The 24,893-nt window shown below is 58.9% G+C and carries 19 protein-coding genes; 7 read left to right on the top strand and 12 right to left on the bottom strand.

What is annotated here, in order from left to right:
• Window positions 1-99 precede the first annotated feature (99 nt).
• From C2E19_RS28910 to C2E19_RS28860, 11 genes are read right to left on the bottom strand one after another with little or no spacing between them, the layout of a single operon-like run.
• Window positions 100-1,503 carry a VWA domain-containing protein gene (locus C2E19_RS28910; protein ID WP_129396059.1) on the bottom strand — a complete coding sequence of 468 codons (1,404 nt, stop codon included), beginning with the start codon at window positions 1,501-1,503 and terminating at the stop codon, window positions 100-102.
• 57 nt (window positions 1,504-1,560) lie between these two features.
• Complete coding sequence (locus C2E19_RS28905) at window positions 1,561-2,067, bottom strand: hypothetical protein (RefSeq protein WP_129396058.1); 507 nt, start codon at window positions 2,065-2,067, stop codon at window positions 1,561-1,563.
• 4 nt (window positions 2,068-2,071) lie between these two features.
• Window positions 2,072-2,803, bottom strand: coding sequence for a hypothetical protein (locus C2E19_RS28900; RefSeq protein WP_129396057.1), 732 nt, complete (start codon window positions 2,801-2,803; stop codon window positions 2,072-2,074).
• Window positions 2,804-2,839: 36 nt separating this feature from the next.
• Window positions 2,840-4,384 carry an SUMF1/EgtB/PvdO family nonheme iron enzyme gene (locus C2E19_RS28895; RefSeq protein ID WP_129396056.1) on the bottom strand — a complete coding sequence of 515 codons (1,545 nt, stop codon included), beginning with the start codon at window positions 4,382-4,384 and terminating at the stop codon, window positions 2,840-2,842.
• Window positions 4,374-5,597: an ABC transporter permease gene (locus C2E19_RS28890; protein ID WP_129396055.1), complete on the bottom strand. Its 1,224-nt coding sequence runs from the start codon at window positions 5,595-5,597 to the stop codon at window positions 4,374-4,376. The genes C2E19_RS28895 and C2E19_RS28890 overlap by 11 nt, the downstream gene beginning before the upstream one ends.
• The gene (locus C2E19_RS28885; RefSeq protein WP_129396054.1) at window positions 5,581-6,297 is read right to left on the bottom strand and encodes an ABC transporter ATP-binding protein; all 717 of its coding nucleotides are present in this window, start codon (window positions 6,295-6,297) and stop codon (window positions 5,581-5,583) included. The genes C2E19_RS28890 and C2E19_RS28885 overlap by 17 nt, the downstream gene beginning before the upstream one ends.
• A gap of 10 nt (window positions 6,298-6,307) precedes the next feature.
• A complete protein-coding gene (locus tag C2E19_RS28880; protein WP_174823953.1) occupies window positions 6,308-8,299 on the bottom strand; it encodes a vWA domain-containing protein in 1,992 nt (663 codons plus the stop codon).
• Window positions 8,299-9,312: a hypothetical protein gene (locus C2E19_RS28875; RefSeq protein WP_129396053.1), complete on the bottom strand. Its 1,014-nt coding sequence runs from the start codon at window positions 9,310-9,312 to the stop codon at window positions 8,299-8,301. Before C2E19_RS28875 ends, C2E19_RS28880 begins: the two co-directional genes overlap by 1 nt.
• 3 nt (window positions 9,313-9,315) lie before the next feature.
• Window positions 9,316-12,030: a putative virulence factor gene (locus tag C2E19_RS28870; RefSeq protein WP_129396052.1), complete on the bottom strand. Its 2,715-nt coding sequence runs from the start codon at window positions 12,028-12,030 to the stop codon at window positions 9,316-9,318.
• The gene (locus tag C2E19_RS28865) at window positions 12,027-15,086 is read right to left on the bottom strand and encodes a virulence factor SrfB (RefSeq protein WP_129396051.1); all 3,060 of its coding nucleotides are present in this window, start codon (window positions 15,084-15,086) and stop codon (window positions 12,027-12,029) included. Before C2E19_RS28865 ends, C2E19_RS28870 begins: the two co-directional genes overlap by 4 nt.
• 17 nt (window positions 15,087-15,103) lie before the next feature.
• Window positions 15,104-16,465 (bottom strand): SrfA family protein, encoded by a 1,362-nt coding sequence (locus C2E19_RS28860; protein WP_129396050.1) that lies wholly within the window; start codon window positions 16,463-16,465, stop codon window positions 15,104-15,106.
• 268 nt (window positions 16,466-16,733) lie between these two features.
• On the opposite strand from C2E19_RS28860, the gene C2E19_RS28855 reads away from it, so the two are divergent.
• Complete coding sequence (locus C2E19_RS28855; protein ID WP_129396049.1) at window positions 16,734-17,948, top strand: aldose 1-epimerase family protein; 1,215 nt, start codon at window positions 16,734-16,736, stop codon at window positions 17,946-17,948.
• Here C2E19_RS28855 and C2E19_RS28850 read toward each other — a convergent pair.
• Window positions 17,945-19,438, bottom strand: a complete 1,494-nt coding sequence (locus C2E19_RS28850; protein ID WP_129396048.1) for a YifB family Mg chelatase-like AAA ATPase — start codon at window positions 19,436-19,438, stop codon at window positions 17,945-17,947. The two genes, C2E19_RS28855 and C2E19_RS28850, sit on opposite strands and share 4 nt — an antisense overlap.
• Window positions 19,439-19,734: 296 nt before the next feature.
• Here C2E19_RS28850 and C2E19_RS28845 point away from each other — a divergent pair, with 296 nt between their 5' ends.
• The 6 genes from C2E19_RS28845 (at window position 19,735) to C2E19_RS28820 (ending at window position 24,877) form a co-directional block, all read left to right on the top strand.
• Entirely contained in the window at window positions 19,735-20,484 is a 750-nt protein-coding gene (locus C2E19_RS28845; protein WP_129396047.1) for an ArpA protein, read from the top strand.
• Window positions 20,485-20,505: 21 nt separating this feature from the next.
• The gene (locus C2E19_RS28840; RefSeq protein ID WP_129396046.1) at window positions 20,506-20,964 is read left to right on the top strand and encodes a VOC family protein; all 459 of its coding nucleotides are present in this window, start codon (window positions 20,506-20,508) and stop codon (window positions 20,962-20,964) included.
• Window positions 20,964-21,407: a DUF3291 domain-containing protein gene (locus tag C2E19_RS28835; protein ID WP_129396045.1), complete on the top strand. Its 444-nt coding sequence runs from the start codon at window positions 20,964-20,966 to the stop codon at window positions 21,405-21,407. The genes C2E19_RS28840 and C2E19_RS28835 overlap by 1 nt, the downstream gene beginning before the upstream one ends.
• Before the next feature lie 14 nt (window positions 21,408-21,421).
• Entirely contained in the window at window positions 21,422-22,294 is an 873-nt protein-coding gene (locus C2E19_RS28830) for an iron-containing redox enzyme family protein (protein WP_129396044.1), read from the top strand.
• A 2-nt stretch (window positions 22,295-22,296) separates the two neighbouring features.
• Window positions 22,297-23,529: an ATP-grasp domain-containing protein gene (locus C2E19_RS28825; RefSeq protein WP_129396043.1), complete on the top strand. Its 1,233-nt coding sequence runs from the start codon at window positions 22,297-22,299 to the stop codon at window positions 23,527-23,529.
• A gap of 85 nt (window positions 23,530-23,614) precedes the next feature.
• Complete coding sequence (locus tag C2E19_RS28820; protein WP_129396042.1) at window positions 23,615-24,877, top strand: cation:proton antiporter; 1,263 nt, start codon at window positions 23,615-23,617, stop codon at window positions 24,875-24,877.
• The last annotated feature ends 16 nt before the right edge of the window (window positions 24,878-24,893 follow it).

Below are 24,893 nucleotides of genomic sequence, written 5' to 3'. Positions count from 1 at the left end.
GAGGCTGCGATCTTTTGATTCTGCAAAGCAAGATCAGAAGATCGCAGCGTGCCGCAGCTCCTACAGGGGGATTATGCGGGGACGAGGAGCCGGTGTGTGTCAGTTACATTTGGCGTTGCTGGAGACTTCCTTGCTCGCCAGTTTCAACTGCCTGGCCAGTTCGGCGGCGTTGGTGCTTGCGTAAACCCGGCCTCCGGTATTTTTCGCGATGCACTGTGAAGGTCCGCCGGCGCCGATGCTCACCACATTGACCCGCAACCGCGGTTGCTCCTGGGCGATGCGCCGGGACACCGCGCAGACGTCCTTCTGGCAACCGTCCTCGCCGTCGATGAACATCACGATCACCGCGTCATTGTTACGCCCGTCCACGGTGCTCGCCGCTTTCGCCAGGCTATCGGCCAACGGCGTGCCATCGTTGGGCACCAGGCCACGGATTCCGTTGATCAGGCGTGAACGATCGGCAAACTTGAACACCCCTTGGTCAGGTGTGCTTTCGCAACCGGCGAAGGTGATCAGGCGCGTGTCGATCTTCGGGTCCAGCGCGTTGATCATGCCGGCCAGCGAATCCTGGGCGACGTTCATGCGGCTCGGTTTCTCGAAGATTCGCATGGCACGATTGGGGTCCATGTACTGGTTGAGACTGTTGCCAAAGAACCATTCTTCATCGGCTTTCACCGCTTTGGTGTTGAGCTCCATCGACCCTGATGTATCGAGCACCACGACGAATTGCGGGATCACCGCATTCGGGGCTTTTTTACGGCAGGCGAAGTTGTCCAGTGTCGGTGGCGGCGGCGGGGCAACGACCACCGGTTTTGGCGGCGGGACGGGTTCCGGGACCGGCTCGGGTTCCGGCTCTGGTTCTGGAACCGGTTGCGGTTCGACCACAGGCTCGGGCACCGGCTCGACCGGTTGTTCCACAGGCGCCACGACCGCTGCTGCCGGGGGCACTGCAACGACAACGGGTTCACGGTGCAGAAACCACCAGAGCCACAGCGCCAGCAGCAACAACAGCAGCGCCAGCAAGGCGGCGGCGATCCACCAGCCACGGCGCGAAGGCGGCACCACCGGCGCCAATGGCACTGGCGGTACGACCGGCGGCACGATCGGTCGCGGCGGTCGCTGGTTCCAGCGCACCACCAGCGGCTCACCATTGAGGCTGTAAAGCTTGTCCAGCTCAGGGCTGCCGAGCAGGCTGCGCAAGTCATCCGCTACCGTCGGCTGCCCGCGTTTTTGCAATTCGTCGGCCAGTTGTTCGAGGGAGGTCTGGCGCACCTCGTAGGTTTGCAGCAAGCGTCGTTGCGCGTCCTCATTGAGTTCGGCATAGGGCGTGGGCTGGCCACCCAATTCGGTCCACCATTCCAGCACATCGCCGCTGCCCATCCGGGGGATGGCGAACAGGCTCGCGCTGGTCGGCGGAAAGTGTTTTTGAATGAGGGCGACTTTGGCCTGCAGCGCACTCATCCCCTCCGGTGTGGCGTGCGCATCCCTGATGACCCGCTGCATGACGACGATTCCTGAAAAAGCTGCAGGCCTCCGACGGGAAGCCTGCGGGGTGAAAAGTTACTCTTCGTAACCGAGACTGAACTGCAGTTGATTGACCTTCTTCTGCAGTGTTTTCAGCTGTTCCTGCTTGGCCGCCAGTGTCGCCGGTGAAGCCTTGGCGGTAGGGGCTGCCTGCGAGGCCTTGAGCTGCTGCTCCAGATCGGCAATCTGCTTCTGCACCGAGCCTTCATTACCGCGCCGGCCCTTGAGCGAGGTCAGCAGCTTGCCCAGCGACTGGTTCAACTCAGCCTGGGATTTCTGCTGGCTGGCCAGATCGGTTCTGGTGCTCAGTTGCTGGGCCTGAATGTTCTCGTAGACCTGGCGGAACATCGCGTTTTGCAGGCGCGATTCGGTCAGTGCCTGCTCCTTCTGCTTGACCTGATCGCTGTAGCCACCGGAGTAGTCACAGTTCATCTTGGTCAGCATGCTGCTGTCGCGATTGGTCGAATCGCATTCGCCAGGCTTGGTCGCGCAACCGCTCAAGGCCAGGATGGCGGTGAGGACCGCCAGCTGTTTTAGCGTCATGTGCTTAACCCAGAGTGATCGCGGAGCGCTGGCTGTAAAGACCGTCGACTTCCTTTTGCAGGGCGGCGACTTTCTCGTTCATCTTCAGAATGTTCACGTCGACCTGCTTGATCTCGGCGCTGGCGCCTTGCGCGCGTTCGGCGTCGGCCACCTTGGTGTACTCGGTGACCTTGGTGCGCATGTTGCCGAGGTCTTTACGCAGGCGGGCGATGTTCTGGTCGATTTCGGTGATTTGCGCCTGCGCCTTGGTCTTGTCGACCTTCTTGCTGGCGATGTCCTTTTTGATCTGGGCGATGCGTGCCTGATCGTCGTTGATCACTTGTTGCGCGGTCGCGGTACGGGCCACCACGTTTTGCGTGTCTTGCTCGACATCGCTGTTCATCTTCGCCAGACGGGTGGTGGTGTCGGAGTATTCGCTGCGACGCTGATCCAGATAGTAGTTGGCGCCCATGGCCACACCACATGCGGTGATACCGGCGGCGATCGCGCAAACAGCCTTGTTGCTGCTGTTGGACAGCGCGCAACCGAGGATACCGACGCCGGCACCGACGGCGCAGGCCTGATAACCGGATTTGCTGAAGAACTGCGCGTCACTGCCCTGGGTCAGGCGTGGGTCGGCACCATCGCTGCCGCCGAGCATCGAACTGCCGGTGTTGGCGCAACCGGTCAGCAGCAGGCTGCCGGTGAGTACGAAAGCGATTTGTAGCTTGAAGCGAGTCCAGAGGCTGCGCGACATGGTGAAGCTCCTTGATGACAGTGTTGTAGTGCGTTGTTATTGGGATACGGTTTTGCAGCTGTTGAGCCAGGCGTCGGTGTCGATTTTCTGCTTTTGCAGAAAGGTCTTCTGATTCGCCCAGTGCGTGCGCAAGTACGGTTTGAGGTCTTGCAGCTGTTTGTTGCGAGTGATGATTTCTTCCATCACCGGCACCTGTGCTTCAAGCAATGGCTGGCCATACAACGTCGCCGATTCCACCAGGCTGCTGGCGTAGTAACGGCTGAGTTTGTGCAGGCGATCCTTCTGCTCCTCGAGCTTGGCTTTGCGCATGTCGCAACTGGCGTCCTTGTCGGCGGACTCGCAGTTGAGCTTGTAGTTTTTCTGCAGGAAATCCACGTACTGGCCGTCGTCGAGCATCTTGGTGCAAAGGAATGCGCCGAGGTTGAGGCTGGCGCGAATCGCCTGATCGCGGGTTTCTTCCTGCTGCTGATTGCTCGCGCGCAGTTGGTTTTCCAGGGCCTGGAGTTTTTCCTTGAGGGCTTTGTCTTCGACGCCCGAGGCCAGCGTATTGAGGGACTGCACCGCGCCTTTATCGGCCGATTCGGTTTCTTTGCTGCCGGTGCCGAGTTTCTTCCAGCTGCTTTCGATACTGGCGACGCGCTCACGCGAGGTCAGGGTCGGAGAGACCATGACCAGGCGCAGGCCGGTAGTCTTGTTTTTCACCTGGCCGTCGGCGTTGTAATACGGCTCTTCCTTGCGCAACGCGGTGCGCAGGTCAGCCTGGGCGGTCAGGTAATTGCCGCCGCGCACGACATAACCGCCGGCCTGGCCGTGCTGACGATCGAGTTTGTTCAGGCGAAACGGCTCGAACATCATTTCGTCGACGTTGCCGAGCATGTCATGCAGGCCCAAGGGGTTGGGTTTTTGCAGACCGGTCAGTTGTAGTTTGCCGTTCGACGATTGCGCCCCGGCGAACCACTCGTAGGCGTTGATGCCATCGGGCATCGGATAGCGCGTGTCGCGAAACTCCGCCGCACCGACTTCCAGCCCGCCACGTGCGGCGAACTCCCACTCGACCTCGGTCGGCAGGCGCAGGAAACCCAGCGCGCCGTCTTCTTTCGGCAACTTGTCGGCGGCGTTCTTGCGCAGCCACAGGTTGTATTTGTCAGCGGCGTCGATGGCCTGTACCCAGCTCACGGCGACTTGCGGCAGGCGCATTTTGGTCGCGGCGGTCGGGCAGGTTTCATCGGTCAGCGCGTCGTATTGCAGCTGACTCATCTCGTACTTGGCCATCAGGTAGTAACGGGATTTGTCGCTCTTGCCGCCGGTAAAGCTACCGGCGATGAAGGTCGGGCGAGTCTGTTCGACGTAACCGTATTCCGCGCCGTCCTGGCCGATGTTGATCGGATAGTCATCCAGCGGGCCGGCGACCGGAATGAACACCTTGCGAAACACCATCGAGCCTTCGCAGGGCATCGGCAGAACCACATCACTGGCCTCGGGCAGCGGGTTGTAATATTTCTCTTCCCAGCCCGCCGCCGAAGCGTCGAGCAGGTAGCCCAGGCTCAGGGGCAACAGCCAGCCAAAACGTTTATAGCTCACGCAGACTCTCCGCAGGTTGGATGCTGATGGCTCGCACGGCGCCGATCATGGCCACCAGTGCAGCGACCAGAAAGGTCAGGAGCAGGGCGGCAAGGCCATGCCAGAAAGTGATGTGACAAACGAACGTGCCGGTGGCCTGGCTGCTGCCGAGCAAGTAGTCGAACAAATGGCTACCGACCGCATAAAAAGCCAGCCCGCCGAGGTAACCGGCAAGGCTCAGCAGCAGCGCCTGGACAATCACGAAACCGCCGACGGCCGCGCGCTGGAAACCCAGCAGGCGCAGTACCGCGAGGCTTTTGCGCTTGCGGTCGATGTTGGCCAGAAACGCCCCGACCATCGACGCCACGCAGCCGATCAGCGCCGCCAGGGCAATCACGCCGAAGATCAACCCGAGCACATGATTGATGGCTTTGACGTTGTCGATGTCGGCCAGTCGGCTCGAGGTTTCGATGTGTTGTTCGTTGAGCCAGCGTTCCAGCGGCGCGACCTGATCGATGTCACGCGCATACACGCGGGCTCGGGCATATAGCGGTTGCAGATTGCCTTGCGGCTTGCCGGTGGCGATGCCGAACGCTGCGACCTGATAGCCGTCGCGAAAACGTTCGAGGTCCAGCAGCAGCGGCGGTGCGACAAACCCGGCGGCGCGACCGAAGCGTGCGCCGTCCAGTACAGCGATGACGCTCAAGGTGATTTCGCCGCGCTCATTGGCACCTTCCAGTCGGCGCAGCACGCGCAGTTGCACACGGTCGCCGGCCTTGGCCTGCAAGCGTTGTGCGGCGCGGGCGCTGAGGATCACTTGATTGCCGACCGGATTGAGTTGCGGCAGGTTCAGCTGCGGGTCGCCAGGTTCAGTGGCGATGATTTCCGCGCCTTCGACAAACTTTTGCAGGCCGACAAACAAGTCCGCCTGAGTATTCAGCGAGCGGGTCTGACCGAGGGCAAAAGCCGTTTCCGGGCGCTGGCGCAGACGCTCGATCCAGGCACTGTCGTAGTTGCCGTTGCTAAGCATCTTCACTTCAAGATTGCGCGGGTCGCGCAGCAGTTCATCCTGCAACTGGCTGACCACGCCGTGCTTGAGCCCGAACAACAGCAACAGCGGCGCGATCACCGCCACCAGCGAGGCGGCGATGCACAGCGACACCTTGCGGTCGTGCCAGAGGTCTTGCACAGCCAGCGTGATCAGCAGGCGCAGGCGCTCAGTCCATCGGTTCAAACAGTGTTTCTCCCTGACGGCTGATGGCGCCGAGTCGTGGCAAGCCGAAATCCTTCAGCAAGGCCCAGTCATGCGAGACCACCAGCGCACTCAGGCCCATGCTCGATACCAGGCTCAGCAACAATTCGAACAAACGTCGAGCGCTGTGCGGGTCGAGAGCCGCAGTAGGCTCGTCGGCCAACAGCAGCAGCGGTTCATGAGCAATCGCGCGTACGCAGGCCACCCGCTGGCGCTCGCCGATCGACAAAGCTTGCGGCTTTTTATCCAGCAAGCCTCGCAGGCGCAGCACCTCGACCGCGTGATCGACGTGAGCGCTGTGCGCCGGCATCCCGAGCAAGCGTCGTGGCAGGCTGATGTTGTCGCGCACACTGAGAAACGGCAGCAGCCCGCCACTTTGCAAAATGAAACCCAAATCCCGCGAGCGCACCGCAGCCAGACTCGCTTGGTCATCGCTGGCCAGCAGTTGGGCAATGTCCTGCGCCGGTCGCGTTGCCGAGGCCGGCGGGCCGAGGCGAAAGCGTTCGAGCTCGACCGGCGCCAGTAACAGGCCGATGGCTTCGAGCAGCGTGCTTTTGCCGCTGCCGCTCTCGCCGGTAATAGCGAGGATTTCCCCGCCACCGACATGCAATTGCGGCAGGCGCACGTGATGCGCCAGTGCGCCCTCACCGCGGCGCACCAGCAGGTTTTTGATATCGAGCATCAGCGTCTCGTTAAGGCATCATTTCCAGAGGCACGGGATAAACGTTGTCCCGCGCATCGCTGTCCTTGGCCAATGCCACCCAACGGTCGACGTCAGCGTTGTAGCGCTGGTAGTGGCGCAGTTTGGTGTTGAGCGTGCGGATGAATTTCTCTTGCGCCAGACCGTCCCAGCTCTTCCAGGTCTCTTCGTCGAGGTTCAACACTTCGCTCTGGTAAGGCAGGTCTTCGAGGTACTCACCGAGCACGCCCATGTCCGCCAGTTTGGCGTTACCGTTCTGCTTGAGCTGATTAGGGTCGGCGCCCATGGTCGCGGCGACCGAGCGCAGGCGCTCGAACATTTCCGTCGGCGAAATCAGGCCTTCGTTGGCCGCATCGAGAATCTGCTTCATCACATCGCTCAAGTCGCTGAGCTGGGATTTGGTCAGTAACACGCGTACGTCGGTGGTCGGGATGTTCTGTTTGATCAGGTCACGGTCGGTGATCCACGCCTTGAACACCGGCGGGGCCTTGCTGTTGGTCTTCTCGCCCAGATACGCCAGTTGCATGGCGTGGCCGATCAGCGCCGCATCGTCGAGCATCTTCTTCTCGGCGGGATCCTGTTTGGCATTCGCCGCGCTGCCGATGGCGTCTTCGCCCATGTAGGCGGCTTTCACCTGCGAGGTGATGGCCGCGGCCAGGGTGTCGACCTTGCGTCCGAACTCCTGAATGTCGCCAGCGTTGACCGGGTAGTACAGCGAAGTGTTGGTGCCCGGGTAAGTCGACAGGTTCTGGTATTGCGCCTCGGCTTTGGCGTGGTCCTTGATACCTGCTGGCGTCTTCAGGTGCAGGGTGTAAATCGCCACGCCCGGATTGCCGGCTTCAAGACGCACCTGCGCAGCGCTCAAACCGGTTTTCGACAGTTTGTCGTCGCCTTCGATGGCGCCGGCATCGGTGATCAGCACCACGTAACGCGCGCCGAACTGGCTCCAGTCGACCTTGTCGATACTGTGCATGACACCGGCGTAGGCATCTTCGTCGAAGCTGCTGCTGGAGACCTTGGCCTGCTTGAGGTCGGCGACTTTGGCGAGGAAGTCCGCGCTGTCTTTCACTTTGGTCGGGTCGGCGTACATCTTCGTGGTGTATTCCAGGCCCGGCACCGCATCAGTGCTGGAACGGAATGCGACCAGGCCGAACTTGACCTGTTTGCCGAGGTTCTGCGATTCGATCTGCTGATAGACCTTGCGGATCGCCTCACGGGTGCGGTCGATGTACGGGTCCATCGAAATCGTCGAGTCGATGACAAACACCACCGCCGCACTGAATTCCTTCAGTTGGCTGGTGGCCTTGTCTTCGGCTTCCTTGCCGCCGGACGCGCCGCCAGCGGCTGCGCCTTTGGTGTCTTTTGCCTCGGCTTTGCTGACCGAGGCGACATTGAGCAGGCGCGTGCGGAAGCCCGCTTCGGTCATGACTTCTTCGCCGCTGAGCACTGGCAGCAGGTAGAACTGCTTTTGCAGGTCGACGAAGTATTCAGGTTCTTCGGCAAGTACGCCGGGTGCTTGCTTGCCTTTCTTCAGGGTGGCTCGCAGCGGAGCAACCTTGCTCACCGGATCCGGCGCATCAAGGATGCCTTCGACCGTGGCGCGCTCTTTGAAAAACAGCAGGCGGTCGCGGTTGGCCGGGTTGGTGAACGCCAGCGTCAGCTGCATTTTCCAGTCGGTGGTGCAACTGGCGGGCAGCCAGCCGATGGTTTTGCCGTAACTGTCGGGGCCGACTTTCAGCCACTCGGCGTTACTCGCCTGGGCGCGCTCGTAGACATAGAAACGGCTGAACACCGGTTGCTCGTCGCCGGCCGCGCCACCCGCCGTCGGGCTGATCTTGCAGCCCGGGGTGGTCAGCACGCGCTGGAACAAAGTCTTTTTGCCGGCCTGGATCAGCGGCTTTTCATCGGCTTGGGCCAGCGAGCCGATGCACAGTGCGAGCAGCGCGGCACCGCTGAGCAGGAACCGATTCATGGAGGTGCGCATCACTTCTGCAACTCCTCGAAACGCTGCTTGGCTTCGGCATTGTTCGGGTCTTGCGTCAGGATCGTTTCGTACCAGTAAGCAGCGGTGGCGTTGTCCGCTGCCGGGAAGCAATCGCTGGCTTTCAGGTATTTCGGATCGTATTCATGGGCATAGGCGTTGGCGATCAGTGCATCACCGGCCTGGGCGCGGTTGGCGTACAGGCGCTGGGCGATGCCGCAATGTTTGCCGGCCTTGGCCTCGTTGATGATCTCCAGCAGTTTGGCGCTGTCGGGAGCCGCCTTGATGCAGGTCTGGACGAACGTCAGCTCGGGCAGGCTGTTCATGCTTTCCAGGGTGCAGGCCTCGGCATTTGCCGGTGCAGTCGAGGCGACAGCCGGAGCGGCAGGCTCCGGAGCGCGCTTCATCAGCCAGAAAGCCACGGCTGCAGCGATCAGCAGCAACACCACGATGAGCAGACCGATCAGACCTTTGTTGCTCTTCTTCACCGGCGCCGGTGGCGGGGTGTAGACGGGCTCAGGGATGATCGGCTCAGGTTCGACCGGCGCCTCGATCTCAGGCAGTACCAGCTCCGGCAACTCGGGGATTTCCGGCGCGGGCGCACTCGGCGCAGTCAGTTGTGCTGCGCCGTAAGTCGAGCGGGTCTCACCGCCGGCCGTGGACGGCAGCAAGCCGACACCCGGGCGGACTACGCCGACGTCGCTTTGCCCCAGGCCCTGCTCACGCAGTTCGATGCGAAATTGCGAACTGGCGCCGCCTTCCAGCAACGGGTCGACAACTTCCGGACCAACCTGGGCTTCCAGCGCTTCACCGCTGGCGGCAACGTCGAAACGCGACACCTGAAACCAGAACGGGTTGTTGCTCCAGACTTGTCCTTCCTGAAGATAGAAACTGTCCTGGTTACGCTGGATGGAAAACTCCAGCTGTTCCTCCGCCCCCTGCCATTTCTTGACGGTAAGGCAGGCCCGGCCAGGCACATTGGGCTCTAACGCGAGCAGGTCGACACGAATTGGCATTGCTTATCTCGCTGCGAAGGCGGTGAGCACTTGGCCCAGGCGTTCGTTCTGTTCAGGGGTGATTTCGCGACCGGCACCATGGCCGGCATTGTCCAGGGTGATGTAGGCCAGGCCCGAGAGCCAGTCGCCCAAAAACAGCTGCGCCTGGTTCGACGGTTGCGCCGGCAACACCGGAACCTGTCCCGGACCGATGTCGGCATAGAAGGAAAACAGTGGCGCCTTGGCACCGGCGCGGCTGTTCGGGCGTTCGCTCACCGGCTTCTGGATGTAGCCGAACCAGGAGACGAAATCACGCAGCACGCGTTGCACTTCCAGCACTTGGCGTTCGACCAGTTGATCGCGACGGGCGCCGCTTTGCGCGCGCTTGAGTACGGCGCGGCTGAGTTGGCCGGGCAAGTCATGGCGGTAGCCGGCGGTGATCAATTCATCGACAACCGCTTCGAGCAACGCCTTCTCCAGACCCAGCAGGTTGAGCAGGCTTTGTCGGGTGGTCAGTTCGCGCAGGTGGGCGATCCAGGCTTTGAAGGTCGCTTTGGCGAAGCGGTGTTCATTGCTTTGCAGTTCCGGCGCCGCGCCGCCGGTTTTGCTGCTGACGGGGGCGCTGTCCTGACCGAGGTCGCCACCGAAGTCGAAATCGAAACCGGCGTCGTTGCCGTACAGGCTCTGGCTTGGTGGCGTGCTGACCGGTTCATCGCTGGCGGCCGGTTCGTCATCGGTTTCGTAGACGCCGCTGAGGTACAGGTCGCGCACTTCTTCGCTGCGCATGTCGAGCTGATCGATCAACTCGCCAAGCACCGCCGGGCGTCGGCCCAGACCGGACAGAATCATCTGCGCCTGGGCTTTCTTGGCGGCGGCCGCACCGTCACCGTCGGCGTGATACCAAGTGCTGAGGCCGTGGGTGGTCAGGCCGTCAAGGCACTGGTCGAGCTGCTCGCGGATGCGTTGCAGCTTGAATTCAATATTGGCCACTTTGGTGAAACTGTTGCTGAAATAACTGATACCACCGTCATCATCTTTCAGCATTTCCGTCCAGGCTTCGGCCGGATTGGCGACGTGTTTGCACACCAGTGCGTTGCTGGCGAAGCTGCTGCCCAACGCTTCGACGCGGCTTTGATAATTACTGTTGAGGCCGGTTTCGGCGCCACTGGCGTCCTGCATGATGAACGCCGCGTCCATCCGCGGTTTGCGCACCAGGAAGGTGTTCTGGAACGGCGTACCGGCCCAGTCGTTCATCCAGCTGAGGCTGCCGAAACGTTCGAGCATGGTCAGCTTGACCATGCCGTTCCAGCTCTCGTCGTACTGGTCGGCGGTCAGGCTCAGCGAGTTGGTCACCCGCAGGTCGAGCATGGTCAGTGCCCAGATCAGTCCGTTCGCGCGTTTGCTGCGCTCGGCGGCATCGGCGCCCTGGGTCTTTTCGATCCAGCGCGTCAGCACCGGGCCGACGTCGTTGACGTCACTCTGTTTGGTCGAGCCGGTGCAGACCACCAGCGCGTTCATTTCCTGATTGTCGGTATAGCGCTCGAACAGGTAAGCGACCTTGCCGCGCAGGATCAGTTGCGAGACCGAGTTGTCCTTGGTCGCCGATTCCGGATCGCTGGAGTCGGCAATCTCGTGAAGTTTCTTGCGTCCGCGATAACCGGGGAAGTCGAGCAGGTCGACCTGATTGACGATGTCGTCGGCCGGTGGCTCGATCAGGCCGAAGGTCATCTCGGCGGTCAATGCCGCCAGTTGCGCAACCGGAATGCCCTGGCTGTTTTGCAGGCGCCCGGCGACTTGCGGGCGCACGTCGACCGGCAAATCCGCCGGGCTGCCGAAACGCTCGAGAATGTCGACGTTCATGATGCTGTCGCGCTGGCTGTAGGTGTCGTTCTCGAACGTCACCAAGGCTTTCAGCGGGGCGAACACGGTCTCGGGCAGGCCGAGTTTGTGCAGCGCGCCGGCCAGCTGTTGATACACGCGGGTCAGCTCGCGTTGCTCGCCCCAGAGGATGGCGAACAGCTCGGCGCGTTCCTGATAGTTCAGGCGTGGCGCCAGTTGCAGCGCTTTCGGCCAATACAGGTGTTCGAGTTTTTTCACCGAATTGCGGAAGTTGTCGCGCAGGTAATCCCACAGCGATACCAGATCGTCGGCATTGACACCCGGTTGCAGCGGCCCGTTCTCGCGGCCTTCAAACGGCTTAAGGACGCGCTGGATACGTTCTTCGTCGATCTCGTAGGAAATCCGCTCAAGGTCGAAGTCCTTGAACCAGGAGTTGGCGAGAATCTTCGCCAGCTCGATTTCCTTGAACAGCGTCAGCTCCACCGGGAACTGCGGGTCCTGGCTCGGCGTGGCGCGACGGCTGAAGCGCGTCACCAGGCCCGTGGCTTCCTTGCCGCCACCAACCGGGTTGATGTGCCGAATGAAGTCCAGGCGCTGGCCACCGTAATCGGTTTCCAGTTTGCCGTTCTGACCGGCCGCCAACGCCGAAATCAGGTAGGACTTGCCGGCCTGGGACAAACCGAAAAAGCCGATGGTCATCGGCGTGCAGGCCACGCGACCGAGGCTGTGAGCCAGGTTGCGGGCACGATGCAGGCGGATGTTCAGGTTGTCGGCTTCGCTGTCCAGACGTGGCGCGTTGCCGCGCGTCTGGTCAATCCAGTCCAGTGCCTGACCGGCACCTTCATAAACCGCAGCCCATTGGGCAGAGAGCTGGCGTTGCTCGGGGGTCAGGTCGTTCATTTGCGTTTCACACTTCCACTGTCGAGCCAGTACTTGGTCTCGCTCAGGCCGGCATCGAGCATGGTGTTGAGTTCCAGCTCGAGGTCGCTGCGCGGGTTGAAGCTGACGTTGTTGCTGTTGGATTCAATGGCCCGCACCGAGAGGCGATCGCTGACCAGGTCCTGTTTTTTCGTGTACTGGTCGGCACTCTTCACCTCGAAGCGCACCTTGAGCAACGGTGCGCTACCGTTTTCACCGACTGCGCGGGAGAACTTCTCTCGCCCGCTCTTGGTGAAACGCAAGGTGTACAGCGGCGAGGCCGACCAGCGATCAGCCGCCAATTGGCGGAAGCCGAGACGCAGGTCGCCGCGCATTTCCAGCTGCGGCGTATCGGCGTCATCGCCTACGCCGATCTCCGGCAGCTTGATCTTGTAGTCTTCGGACTGGATGTCGCGGTACAGCACGTCGGCATCCTTGATCACGTTGTTCAGGTCGATCACGCCGATGTGCTTGACCGTCGAATACGGTTTCAGCGCCGAAGAGCGGAAGTAGAAGTTCGGCACGCTGTGGTTGGCGCACAGTAGGCACAGCATGGCGCCGACCGAAGCGGTACTTTTCGGATCGTCGATGCGGCCGTTCTTGTGGAACGGGTACCAGCCGCCGGTACGGTAATTCTGCAGGGCCAGAATGCGCCCCGGTGGCAGCGGCAAGACCTTGCGGATAAACGCCTGGATGCCCGGCAGGCGCGATGGCCGGCCAGTCAGCAACAGCACGTCGCACGGGTACTGCGCGACCACTTCACACAGTGCACCGAGAATCTTGGTGATGTTGATCTGGTCGTTGAGGAACGCGGCGTGAAGCTTTTGCAGATCGAAGCTGATCTGCGCTGCGTACAGATCGAAATCGCTTTGCCCGCCAACGTCACGGCGCACGGCAGCGTTGACGTATTCGAGCACGGTCTGGCTGATCGCGTTGTCGCCGAGTAACTGTCGATAGCTCTGCGGCGTGACCTCCTGCGGGACCTGCGGATCGTAGGCCTCGTAGGCCTTGAGCAGCGCCAGGCCGAGAGGCGAGAACACTTGCAGGTTCAGTTGCTGGCGCAGGATCACGTCCTGCGCGCTGACCGACTCGTCGCCACACAACCGCGACATCAGTGAGTCCGGCGCTTTCACGCCAGCGTTCTGCAGGGCTTTTTCGAAACTCGGCAGAATGAAGTCCTGGATCACGTCGAGCAGAATGTCATCGCCGGCCACTTTGAAACCGTCGCGGAAACGCTGCTCGGGAACGATGTGCACGTTGCTGCCGCTGCCAGTATTGCCAGCACGGTCGAGGCGGTAATCGGTGATGACCAGATCGGTGGTGCCGCCGCCAATGTCGATGGTCGCCAGCGTGATGCGTTCGCGGTCGGTCTTGTCAGGCCGGGCGATGGTGTCGAAAAACTCTTCCGGGTGACCGGCAAAGTTCTCGTTGACCTCGGTGTACAGGTAGACCAACTGGCCGCAGGACGCTTCGTCCCATTCGACGCGGATGCTCGGGATCGGCGTGCGCGGGCTGGCGCCTTCTTTTTCGTGCGGATCGTCTTCGCCAGCGTGCCAGCCGAGGCTTTTCCACACCAGGCCGATGGCTTGCAGCATGCGCTCGTTGAGAATGCTGCGCTCTGCCTGGGGCATTCCCGGCGGCACGGTCAGGGTGATGCTGTTGAGCTGACGCGGCGAGCGTGTGTGGCCCTGACGCGAACGTTGCGCCGGACTGTTGATCTGCGACAGCGCCTGCGCCAGGACTTCGGCGAGCATGAAGGTCATCAGCGAGCTGCGCGAATAGCGCGGCATGAACACCGGCAAGCGATCATCTTCGTCGAGGCTGTAGAGCGCCTCGCCGGTTTCGTTGATCAGGTGCGAAAACGGTGCGGCGGTGGCGTAGGGCTCGTTGTCGGTCTTGACGTACGAGCAGTTGAAACGCCAGCCCGGCGCGTAGGCCTTCTCGTCCCACAGATAACGTTTCGGACTCGACAGCCCCGTCGAGCCTTCGGTGCCGCGACGACGGCTGGCCAGACGCCCGGCCTCGTTACCGACACGGGCGATCGTCGCCCACTGGAACGCATCGTGCCGACCACTTTTGACCGAGCAATGGTCCTTGCCGAAGTTCGCCTGAGCGAACTCGACGCGGCTTTCGAACGGCTGATTGTAGGTGTGCTCAGGGGTGATCAGATCGCGCAGTTCCAGCACGTAATTGTGCTTGAGCCCGGAGCCGGCCTGACCGTGGTTTTCGATGAGGATGCCGCAGGTGCGCGAGTTGCCGACGTCGAGCACCAGGTCCACCAGGATCGGTTGACCGTTGCTGTCATTGGCAACGACTTTGAGTTCAGGAATGTCGACTTTCGGCCGCGCTGTCGACTGCATCGCCGTTGACGGCTTACCCAGCAGGCTCAGCACGTTGAGGTAATGCGCGAGGTGATGGCTGGCGCGAATGTCGATATCGAGTTCTTCGCGCGAACGATGGCTATTGCCCTCGTTGAACAATTCCAGCAGCCATTCATTGACCCACGGCTGAGCGAGGAACCAGCGGGTTTCGCTGGCCTTGGTCGCCAGTTTGAAAGACACGCCGGAGCTGATGTCTTCTTCGTTTGGCGCCAGGTAAGCGGTGCCGTCACGCTTGGGCATCACGCGGCTGTCGAAGGCCATCGTCAGGCGATGGGTGTTGCCATCGATGTCGGGCGTGGCCAGTTTGACCAGGCGCATGCGCGACCAGTTGCTCGGGCCTTCATCGAAACGGTGCGGCGGCATGAAGCGGAAAAACGGGATCGGCAGCCAGACACCGTTGAGCAGGTCGAGGCTGCTTTTCATGTCGAGGCTGAACGCCGGTTTGGCCTTCTCGATCTTTTCCGGCTCGGGCTCGTAGAAGTAGAAGTCTTTCTCTTCGTTGTACATCAGCCGGCAGACCAGCCCGCTGATCATCGGAGCGAACTCGCCCGCCGGCTCCTTGCGGGGATCCAGGCGCAGGGCGAAATCCATGAACTGGATGCCGGTGTCGCTGACGAGCGTGACGGTGTCTTCGAACTGGGTGACTTCAGGCAACATTTCGGGTTATTCCGTGCTTATTCGCCCATCTGCCGCATGGACATTGGGAATTGATCTTTGCCATAACCGCCAGTGCAGTCGGCGACCGTGGTCGCTCCCTTGCGGCAGTTGACCTTGGGCATGTCGTAGGTGCTGCCATCGCCGCAAACGGCCTGGCCCTGACTGTCGATGGCGAGGCTGCCGCCCTTCATGGAGGCAGCGACCGGGCCGCTGCACTTCGAACCATCGGCCTGATGCACCGTCACTTCACCCTTGCCGTCCTTGAACTGGTATTCGAGGCGTAACGGTTTGCCGGTGCGGCGGTCTTGAATGCCGGCACCGGCGCGGTATTGGCCATCGAGAAAATCGGCCGCGCCATCCGCCGCGTTGGGCGGAATGCTCAGGGCGGGGCCGGCCTTGGCAGCGGCGGCCTTGTCAGCCTCGGCCGCTGGCGTGGCTGGCGGTGCAGTCGGGTTTTCGGCAGCGTTGGCAGGTGTTTCGGCTGCCGGGTCCTGGGTCACGCCGGCGTTTTCGGCAGTCGCTGCGTCACCTTCGAGTGCCGGTGCTTCTGCGCCTTGTGTGCCGAGCACCGCCGCGCCGGTATCGACGTTGGCGCCGGTGCCGGTAACCGGGATGCCATTGAGCGTGGTCGCGCTACCGACGGGCAGCGGTTTTACCTGCCGTTCAACGGGCACCACACCTTCAGGCAGCAGGTCGACGGCCACCAGTGGAATCGGCACGCAGCCGCGCAGACCGAGCAACAGCCACAACAGCAACAACAGGAACGGCAGCAGTAACAGCCACCACCACCAGCGTCGCCACCATGGACGCGTCACGACCGGAACCATTGGCGCGAGCGGGGCCGCTGCCGGCGCTGGCGTTTCGGGGGGCAAGGTGAAAACAGGCGGAACCTGATACAGGCAGTGCAGCGGATCACGATTGCGATCAGCGCCGGCGTGCTCGAAACCCCAAAAGGTCAGCACGGGTTTGCCTTGCACCAGGTAGACGAAGTTTTCGTCGGGGAAATGGATGACGCGCTTGAGCAGCTTGCCGAACACGGCTTTGTCGCCCTGCTGCGGTTCGTCCGAGTCGGTGCCGAGGAAACGCTGGCTCAATTCTTCGAGCGCAGTTTTCAGCGCTTCAAGTTGCCGACGAGCAGGTGCGCGCTCTTCTTCGGTCGCGCTGCTCCACGGGATTACATCGCCGTCGAGGCCGCTGTACCAGTCGATCTGGTTGCCGAGTTCGTCGCTTTGAGGGATGGCCAGGTGATCGACCAGGTCAGGATTCTTGCGGCGAATCGCTTCGCGCAATTGCAGAGCCGCCCGGTAAACCGGTTGACCTGTTTCGCCCAATGCAGTGAATGACCCGCTCTTGCCGCTGCGTAATAGTGCCCCGCGCATCCATACTCCATATGTTCCGTTGCGCAATGACAGGCGCAAATGCCTGTGCCTTGCTCCTGCATTTAGCTGGCGACCTTAATGTCATTATGATGTCGCCGTCAATCAGCCGATAGGCCAAAACCGAACGAGGCTAGCTGAAGAATGCGCGCCTCGCCCGGGATTAATTCGTCACTCAACAAAGAGCCGCCTGGATCTGGTTTATTTACGCTTGCTGAAACGATTCATCAGCGATATAAAAAAACCTACAACTCCAATAAAAGGCACGCTCATGAATTCGCTCAAACTCGCTGTTGCCCTCGCCACGATGGCGGCAGCTTCCCAGGCCATGGCTTGGGATTACGTCCTGCTCGACACCGACAAGCCTGCGCAAAACTGGAGCATTACCAGTGAGCAACTGGGCATCAAAACCGACAAAGCCTTCTCCGTGACCCTGCGCACCCTGCATGGCGGTCGGCAGGAAGGTGTGAGCATTGTTGATATCGATAACGGCGTGATGAAGCTCTCGGTGGTGCCGACTCGCGGCATGAATGTCTTGCAGGCAACGGTCGGCGCTGTGCGCATGGGCTGGGATTCGCCGGTCAAGGAAGTGGTCAATCCGGCCTTTATCGAACTCAATGGCCGTGGTGGTCTGGGCTGGCTGGAAGGCTTCAACGAAATGGTCACCCGCTGCGGTTACGAATGGGTTGGCCATCCGGGTATGGACAACGGTGAGCTGCTGACCCTGCACGGTCGCGCCGCGAACATTCCGGCGAGTAAAGTCAGCCTGCACATCGATGAGAAGCCGCCGTATGCCATCAGCCTGCGTGGCGAATTGAAAGAGCAGGCGTTCAAGAAGGTCGACTTCTCCGTCGCGACCGAACTGGTCACGGTGCCCGGCAGCACCGCGTTCGCGCTTAACGATACGCTGACCAACAATGGCGACTATCCGAAAGAATATCAGGCGCTGTATCACAGTAACTTCAGTACGCCATTTCTTGAGCAAGGCGCGCGGTTTGCGGCACCGGTCAAACAGGTCTCGCCCTTTAACGACAAGGCCAAGGGCGAACTGGCCGACTGGCAGACGTATCGCGCGCCGACCAAGGACTACGACGAAACGGTTTACAACGTCGTGCCCTATGCGGACGCCAAGGGACAGACCCTGACCGTGCTGCATAACAAGACGGGTAGCCTGGGGGTTTCTGTCGGTTTCAATACTCAACAGCTGCCGGTGTTTTCCCTGTGGAAAAACACCGATACCCAGGGGCAGGGCTACGTCACGGGGCTTGAGCCCGGAACCAGTTTTTCCTACAACCGTCGCTATCAGCGGCCGTTGAACCTGGTGCCGACCATCGCGCCGAAAGCCAGCCAACAGTTCCAGATCAATTACAGCCTGTTGGCCGACAAAAACGCTGTGGATAACGCGTTGAAACGCGTCAGCGAGATTCAGGCAGGCCGTGAAACCGAAGTACGGCAAACGCCGCTGGTGGATTTGACCGAGCATTAAGATGACGCCGGGCGGTATTGCAGTGCTTCGGCCAGATGCTCGCGGCTGATTGCATCGACTTGTTCCAGATCGGCCAGCGTGCGCGCGACCTTGAGCAAGCGATGCGCCGAGCGCAGCGACAAGGTCAGGCGCTCGCAGGCCGACTCCAGCCATGTCTCATCGACGGTGGATAACGTGCAGTGTCGCTTCAATCCCGGTAAATCAAGGAACGCATTGGCACAGCCTTGACGTTTGCGCTGGCGTTCACGTGCCTCCGCGACCCGTAATGCGGCGCTGGCGCTGTCTTCTCCGGGTTTGACCGCAGGGTTTAGCGATGTCGCTTCCCGCGCCACCGTCAGGTGCAGATCGATGCGGTCGAGCAATGGCCCCGACAACTTGTTGCGATAGCGCTGGACCATGTCCGGTGTGCACGAGCACTTGCCGCTCGGTTCGCCAAGATATCCACAGGGGCACGGATTCATCGCTGCTACTAACTGAAAACGCGCCGGAAAGCGCACCCGATCCTTGGCCCGGGCAATCACGATGTGACCGGACTCCAACGGCTCACGCAGCACCTCCAGAACGCGGCGATCAAACTCTGGCAGCTCATCGAGAAACAGCACGCCGTGATGGGCGAGGGTGATCTCGCCGGGTTGCGGTTTCGAACTGCCGCCGACCAGTGCCGGCCCGGATGCAGAGTGATGCGGCTGGCGAAAGGGCCGCTGCGGCCAATGCGTGAGCGGCACGCCGCTGGCCACTGACTGAATCGCGGCCACTTCAAGCGCTTCGCTCTCGGACAGTGGCGGCAGTAATCCCGGCAAGCGGCTGGCCAGCAATGTTTTACCCGTGCCGGGCGGCCCGCTGAACAGCAGGTTATGTGCACCCGCCGCCGCGATCAGCAGCGCTCGTTTGGCGGCAATTTGCCCTTGAACCTCGTTGAGGTCGGGATAGGGTCTGGCGGCATGGATCAAACCGTCCGACACATAAGGCTCAACCGGAGTGTGCCCATTGAAATGCGCCACCGCCTCGAGCAGATGATCCACCGCAAACACCTTCAGCCCCGACGCCAGGCACGCCTCTTCGGCATTCGCGCGCGGCACTACCAGCGCCCGTCCGGCCTTGCGCGCGGCAAGCGCCGCCGGCAACACCCCGCGTACCGGCCGCACTGCGCCGGACAACGCCAACTCGCCGAGGCACTCCACATCATCCAGCGTCAGACACGGCACCTGCACACTCGCCGACAGAATCCCCAAGGCAATCGCCAGATCAAACCGTCCACCATCCTTGGGCAAATCTGCCGGCGCCAGATTCAAGGTGATCCGCCGCGCCGGAAACTGCAGCCCGGAATTGATGATCGCGCTGCGCACCCGATCCTTGCTTTCTTTTACGGCCGCTTCGGGCAGGCCGACCATGGTCAGTGACGGCAAACCATTGGCCAGATGAACTTCGACGGTGACGGCCGGGGCATCGACGCCAATCTGGGCGCGACTGTGGACGATGGAGAGGGACATGGTGCTCCTTGAATGGCTCACAAACCGCTTCCTGCGGTTCAAGCAGCGTAGAGGCGATCAAGGGTGGTCTGCGGTATTTGAAACGTTTGGATATATCTCAAGATATTGCCAAACCAGTTCGTCGAAGGCTGGCGTCACTGATAGCAATAAGAAATGTGCACGAACGTACCTAATTACCTCGTTTGGCGAATGACTGTAGTTCCTTTACTTGCGTATATCAGCGTTGCAAAGCTGGATAGGATCTCTAGCGCTGCAACGAATTGTTAACTTTCTGATTAGCCGAAAAGGAATGAGTCATGACTGTAAATCTGGACGTGGTAAGTGCCGATCAAACGCATTTGGAAATTCTCGACAGCAACCCTTATGAAACTCGCGACTTCTTCTGGGAGCAACATCGATTTGCCCGAGATGGCTATTTGAAGATCAATCATCTGATCGATCCATTGGTCCGTGATGCAATCATGGCAGATGTAAAATATCTTATGGCTAATCATGCCAAACGCCGTGACTTCCTTATCGAATCTACCGGTAATACGCCTCGCTACTTGAGCAATGTTTCGCGGGACAATATTGAAGAGTTTGGTCGATACATTCCGCTGGCTTATAACTCGCAGTACCTCATGAGTCTGATCGGGAATATTGTCAAGGAAGAGGTTATTCCTACGCCATGGAAGTGGGATAACTACATTATCAACAGCCAGCACAAGTCCGGTGATACTCACGGTTGGCATTGGGGTGATTACCCATACACCATTATCTGGATCGTCGAGGCGCCGAGTATCGAATCCGGCGGCTTGCTTGAGTGTGTACCACACACCAACTGGGACAAGAAAAATCCTCGGGTCGAAAATCTGCTGGTCGAAAATACCATCGACTCGTACTTCCATATGACCGGCGATGTTTATTTGCTCAAGGCTGATACTACGCTGCACCGCGTCAAGCCTTTGACCCAGGATGTTCAGCGGATAATTCTAAACACCACCTGGGAACGTGCGCGCGACCGTGATCGTCATGTTGAACATGAGACTTTTGTTTTCCGTGACTGATAAGTGAGCCGGTGTCTGATCATGAGTACAGTCAAATACAGCCACACTAATCTGATTGCTTCGGACTGGAAGAAACTTGCCAGATTTTATTCCGAAGTCTTTGGTTGCGAGCAGGCCGGGCCTGTAAGGTCCCTATCCGGACCAAGTGTCTCCGGCGGGACAGGCGTCGAGAATGCTCGCCTTGAGGGTGTGCATTTGAGATTTCCGGGTTTTGGCCCGGAAGGGCCAACACTTGAAATATTCCAGTATCAGGAAAGTCTCAAGCGAGAAACAGCGTATGCCAACTCAAGGGGGCTGACGCATATTGCCTTTGAAGTAACGGATATGGATGAGGTCTGCGCGAAAGTCATACGCGAAGGGGGCTGGATGCTCGGCAAGTTAGTGCGTCAGGAAGTTGAAGGGGTAGGGGTTTGCACCTTTGTATATGTGCGGGATCCTGACCGAAACATTATTGAAATCCAAATGTGGGATCACCATTGATGGCAGTCCTGGCACAGTTCGATCTGGTGAAGCCGCGATACCCGAAAACTGATCCGCGCATGAGCAGTTTTTATGAATCTACGCGCTACGTCAACAATCTCGCAGAACAGCATCCGGGTTTTATATGGCGAGAACTCAATGAGGATCAGGCACTCCTGGATGAGTTATGGGGGCAGGGCTATCTCTATACCCTTTCGGTCTGGAGAAGTCCTGAGTCGCTCAAGGATTTCTTGTACAAGACACCTCATAACGAGTTCAGGAAGCGCGGTGCGGAATGGTTTCTTCCTGTCAGTAAACCGCGAGTGGTCATGTGGTGGATAGAGGAGGGGCACATTCCGACTTTGAAAGAAGCCCACGAAAAGATGCAGATTCTCTATGAGGTCGGGCCTTCTTACCAAGCGTTTGATTTGAAAAACAGTGCATTGCCGATCGTTATTTATTAATAGGAAGTTGTGAAATGGAATTTGAACAACGCAGTGGCCAACAACGCATGGCCGATTATTATCGACTGTTTCTGAACGACCCTGCAGTGTTGGTAAACCAAGGGGCAGACATTCATGCAATGCGTAAGGACGTCGAACGAATTGAAGACGAGTGGACGGCGGCCGAAGAGGCAAAAATCGATAGACGCGAGTTGCCGACCACCAAAGAAGAATTTCTGACATGGTATCTGGACTGTGAAAAGAAAATTAATGAGGATATTGAGTTTTTCATTAACTTCATGAAAAACACCGCGACACTTGAACAGGTGGCGTACTACATCTGCATGGAAGAAATGGTAGACGGTTCTTTTGATGACCTGATGGCCGTCGTGCAATTGGGGATGCCCATTCATTGCAAGATGGTAGCGGGCGAGAACTATTGGGATGAAATGGGCAATGGCAATTTTGAATATGTCCATACCACGATGTTTAAAACGTCGTCCGCCTACATGCGCAATGTGCTCGCGCATAAGAACATCACGCCTGAGATCCCGCCTAAAGAATGCCTGATGAATGGCAATATTCTGTTGATGTGGGCGGTGCGCCGGGAATACAACATGCGTCTGATCGGGGCAATGGGCCTGGTGGAAGGGTCTGCACCGACCAGATTTGGCGCCACGACGCAAGCACTTGAGCGTCTGAACCAGCCTGAAGATGTGATTGCTTATCACAAGGCGCATATCGGCATTGATACCCATCACAGTGAGGCATGGCTCGACACCGTCCTGGAGCATTACGCACAAGGCGGCACGAAGGTCATTCAGGAGCTGGCGATGGGCGTGCTCATTCGATACAACGTTGCCGTGCGTTACTACCGTTACATGTATGACGCGATGCGGGGGATCTGATCATGACTTCACGCCCCTCGATCGTTGTCATCGATCCCGTGAGTTCCGGGAGGCGTTACGGCCTCGAAATTTCCAAAAAGGGCTTCCGTTCCATCGCCCTGACCACGCGTGACCGCTTCCCCGGGATGCTTGATCGTTTGCACAGTTGTGAAGGATTCAGCGATTCCATCAAGGCCTATGACTTTGATGAGGCAGTTGAAAAGCTCAGCGGCCTGAATGTTCAGGCGATCATTCCCGGGTCTGACTCTGCGCTGAAATTTACCGATCGCCTCGCGCACCATTTTTCACTGGTCGGTAACCCGGTGTCGACTCGCCAGGCGCGCGCCAACAAGTTCGCCATGAAACAGCAACTCAGGTTGCGTGAGGTGGCCGCGACTCGGTCCATGCAGGTTTCTCTGGATCAGATGATCAGGGGCGAATTGCCGGAACTCGCATTTCCGGCGGTGGTAAAACCCAGTCAAGGTACGGGGGCGAAAAACGTCAAGGTCTGCCACAACCGAGGCGAGGTCTATAAGGCGCTGGCGGCGATCGAATCGGCCAATGACGGACATGTTGATGAGGAACGAGGGGCGCTCATTGAAGAGTTTATTGAAGGCCCTGAGTTTTTTATTGCCACGGCGAATTTTGGAAAAGGCGAAAAAAAGCAGATTCTGTGCTTCGCCGAATACGAAAAAATCAGCATCGGAAACAACCCGAGCATCTACAAAAACATACGATCCCTTCCGCCCCTGAGTGAGCAGGCCCTTCAGGCTTTCAGCTATATCAGGCAAGTGAACGAGGCACTTGATGTCGATTTCGGGATCAACGATGTCGAGTTCAAGATCAACGAAAAAGGTCATTTCATCATTGAGCAGAATGGCCGCTTGCCAGGCGCCAATGTGCCTTCGCTCATAGAGGCGTGCACGGGGCTCAATTGCTATGACTTGAATCTGGATATCTTCCTGGGCCAGGCGGATCGCGCGATGTCGGAGGTGCAGTACCAGAAGCATTTCTGTATTTGCTGCCTGATCAACGCTGAGGCGGGCCACATTCAGGCAATTGATGGGTTGGACGTGGTGTCAAAACTGTCTTCGGTTCACGACATCAACTTGTTGGTAAAAGAAGGCGATCACGTACAGGACACTCAGGACTTTCTGTCCACCTGGGGGTTTGTATATCTGGTGCATGAGGATCCAAAGGTTCTCGCAGAGCATTCCAGAATCGTCCACGAAACCCTGCGTCTGCAATACATCTGAATACGGCTGCCGCGGTTGCCTGTGGGCGACCGTCAAGCTTGCGTGATTCAACAGGTCGAGTACCAAGGTAGTTCCAGGAGAGTGTATGTCGCATTGGATGCTTCAGGTTTGTCTGATATTAGTGGTCGCGATCCTGCTCGGACGATTAGCCGAGAAGTTTGGGCAGAGCCGGGTTATAGGAGAAATTGCCGCGGGACTGCTGCTGGGGTCTTCGGTATTAGGTGGACTGTCTCCAGCGGTGTCCGGTTTTCTGTTCAATATGGATTCACTGAGTAATTTGAAGGTACTCGCTGAGTTGGGCCTGGTGTTGCTGATGTTTGAGATCGCCTGGCACGCCCCTGTCGGACAAACTGCCGATCGTCCCGTGTCCAGGCTGGCTCCCATTACCATTGCCCTGTTCGGAATGCTTGCTTCCTTCGCTATTGGGTGTGCAATAGCGATTGTTTCGAAAGCCGCCATGGCACCGGATAAAGGATTTTGGTCCTACATCCTGTTTTGTGGATTGGCCTTGTCCGTGACGGCGCTTCCCGTGCTGGTGCGAATCATTGCCGACACCAGAAATATTCAGGCAGTCTCAGCCTCCTATGCGTTGTCGTCGGCAATCTATACCGATATTTTTGCCTGGTTGGGCGTCGCGCTTCTGGTGGCTTTTCACTCCATGAGCGAGACCGATGTCCTGCAGTCTCTGATCAAGACTTTGGCATTGCTGGGTTTTTTCCTGGTGTCTTTCTACCTTGTACGGCCATTGGTGTTGAGGATCCAGTTTGGTTCGGCAGCCGGAAGTCATCACATCAGAATCACACTGGCATTTTGTTATTGCCTGATCAGTGCGGAAATTACGGGAAGGCTGGGATTCCACCAGGCCATCGGTGCCATCGTGGCCGCCTATGTTTTCTGCAAGATGCCAGGGCTCGAGCAACAGTGGAACCAAACGGTCGGCAAATTTTCCAGTCTGTTTCTGACACCTTTATTCTTTGCTTATTCTGGACTTCAAGCCTCTTTTGGTGCCTTTTCGCAGGGCAGTATCTGGGGCTGGCTAGGGATTTTCATACTGGGCGCTTTTGTTGGGAAAATCGGTGGATCTTACTTGGGTGGCAGACTCAGTGGGCTTAAGCCGTCGACCGCAATGGAGGTGGGTGTTCTAATGAATACCAAAGGGCTGGTGGAACTAGTGGTTCTAAGTATAGGTCTTCAGTTAGGTATTCTTTCGGTAACCACTTACAGTGTTCTGCTGGTACTCGCGTTATTCTCTACCGTTATGACTACGCCAATGTTGAATCTTTGGGTTCAGTATTCAACAAGACCTGCAAGTAGACTATCTAAAAGTTCAGCTGAAGCAAAAGTTTGACTTTTTTATTGGAATC

Origin of the sequence: Pseudomonas sp. DTU12.3 (genome assembly GCF_004124275.1) — a bacterium.
Lineage (GTDB): Bacteria > Pseudomonadota > Gammaproteobacteria > Pseudomonadales > Pseudomonadaceae > Aquipseudomonas > Aquipseudomonas helmanticensis.
Note: the sequence above shows the minus strand (reverse complement) of the source record. Positions and strands in the feature narration are given on the sequence as shown.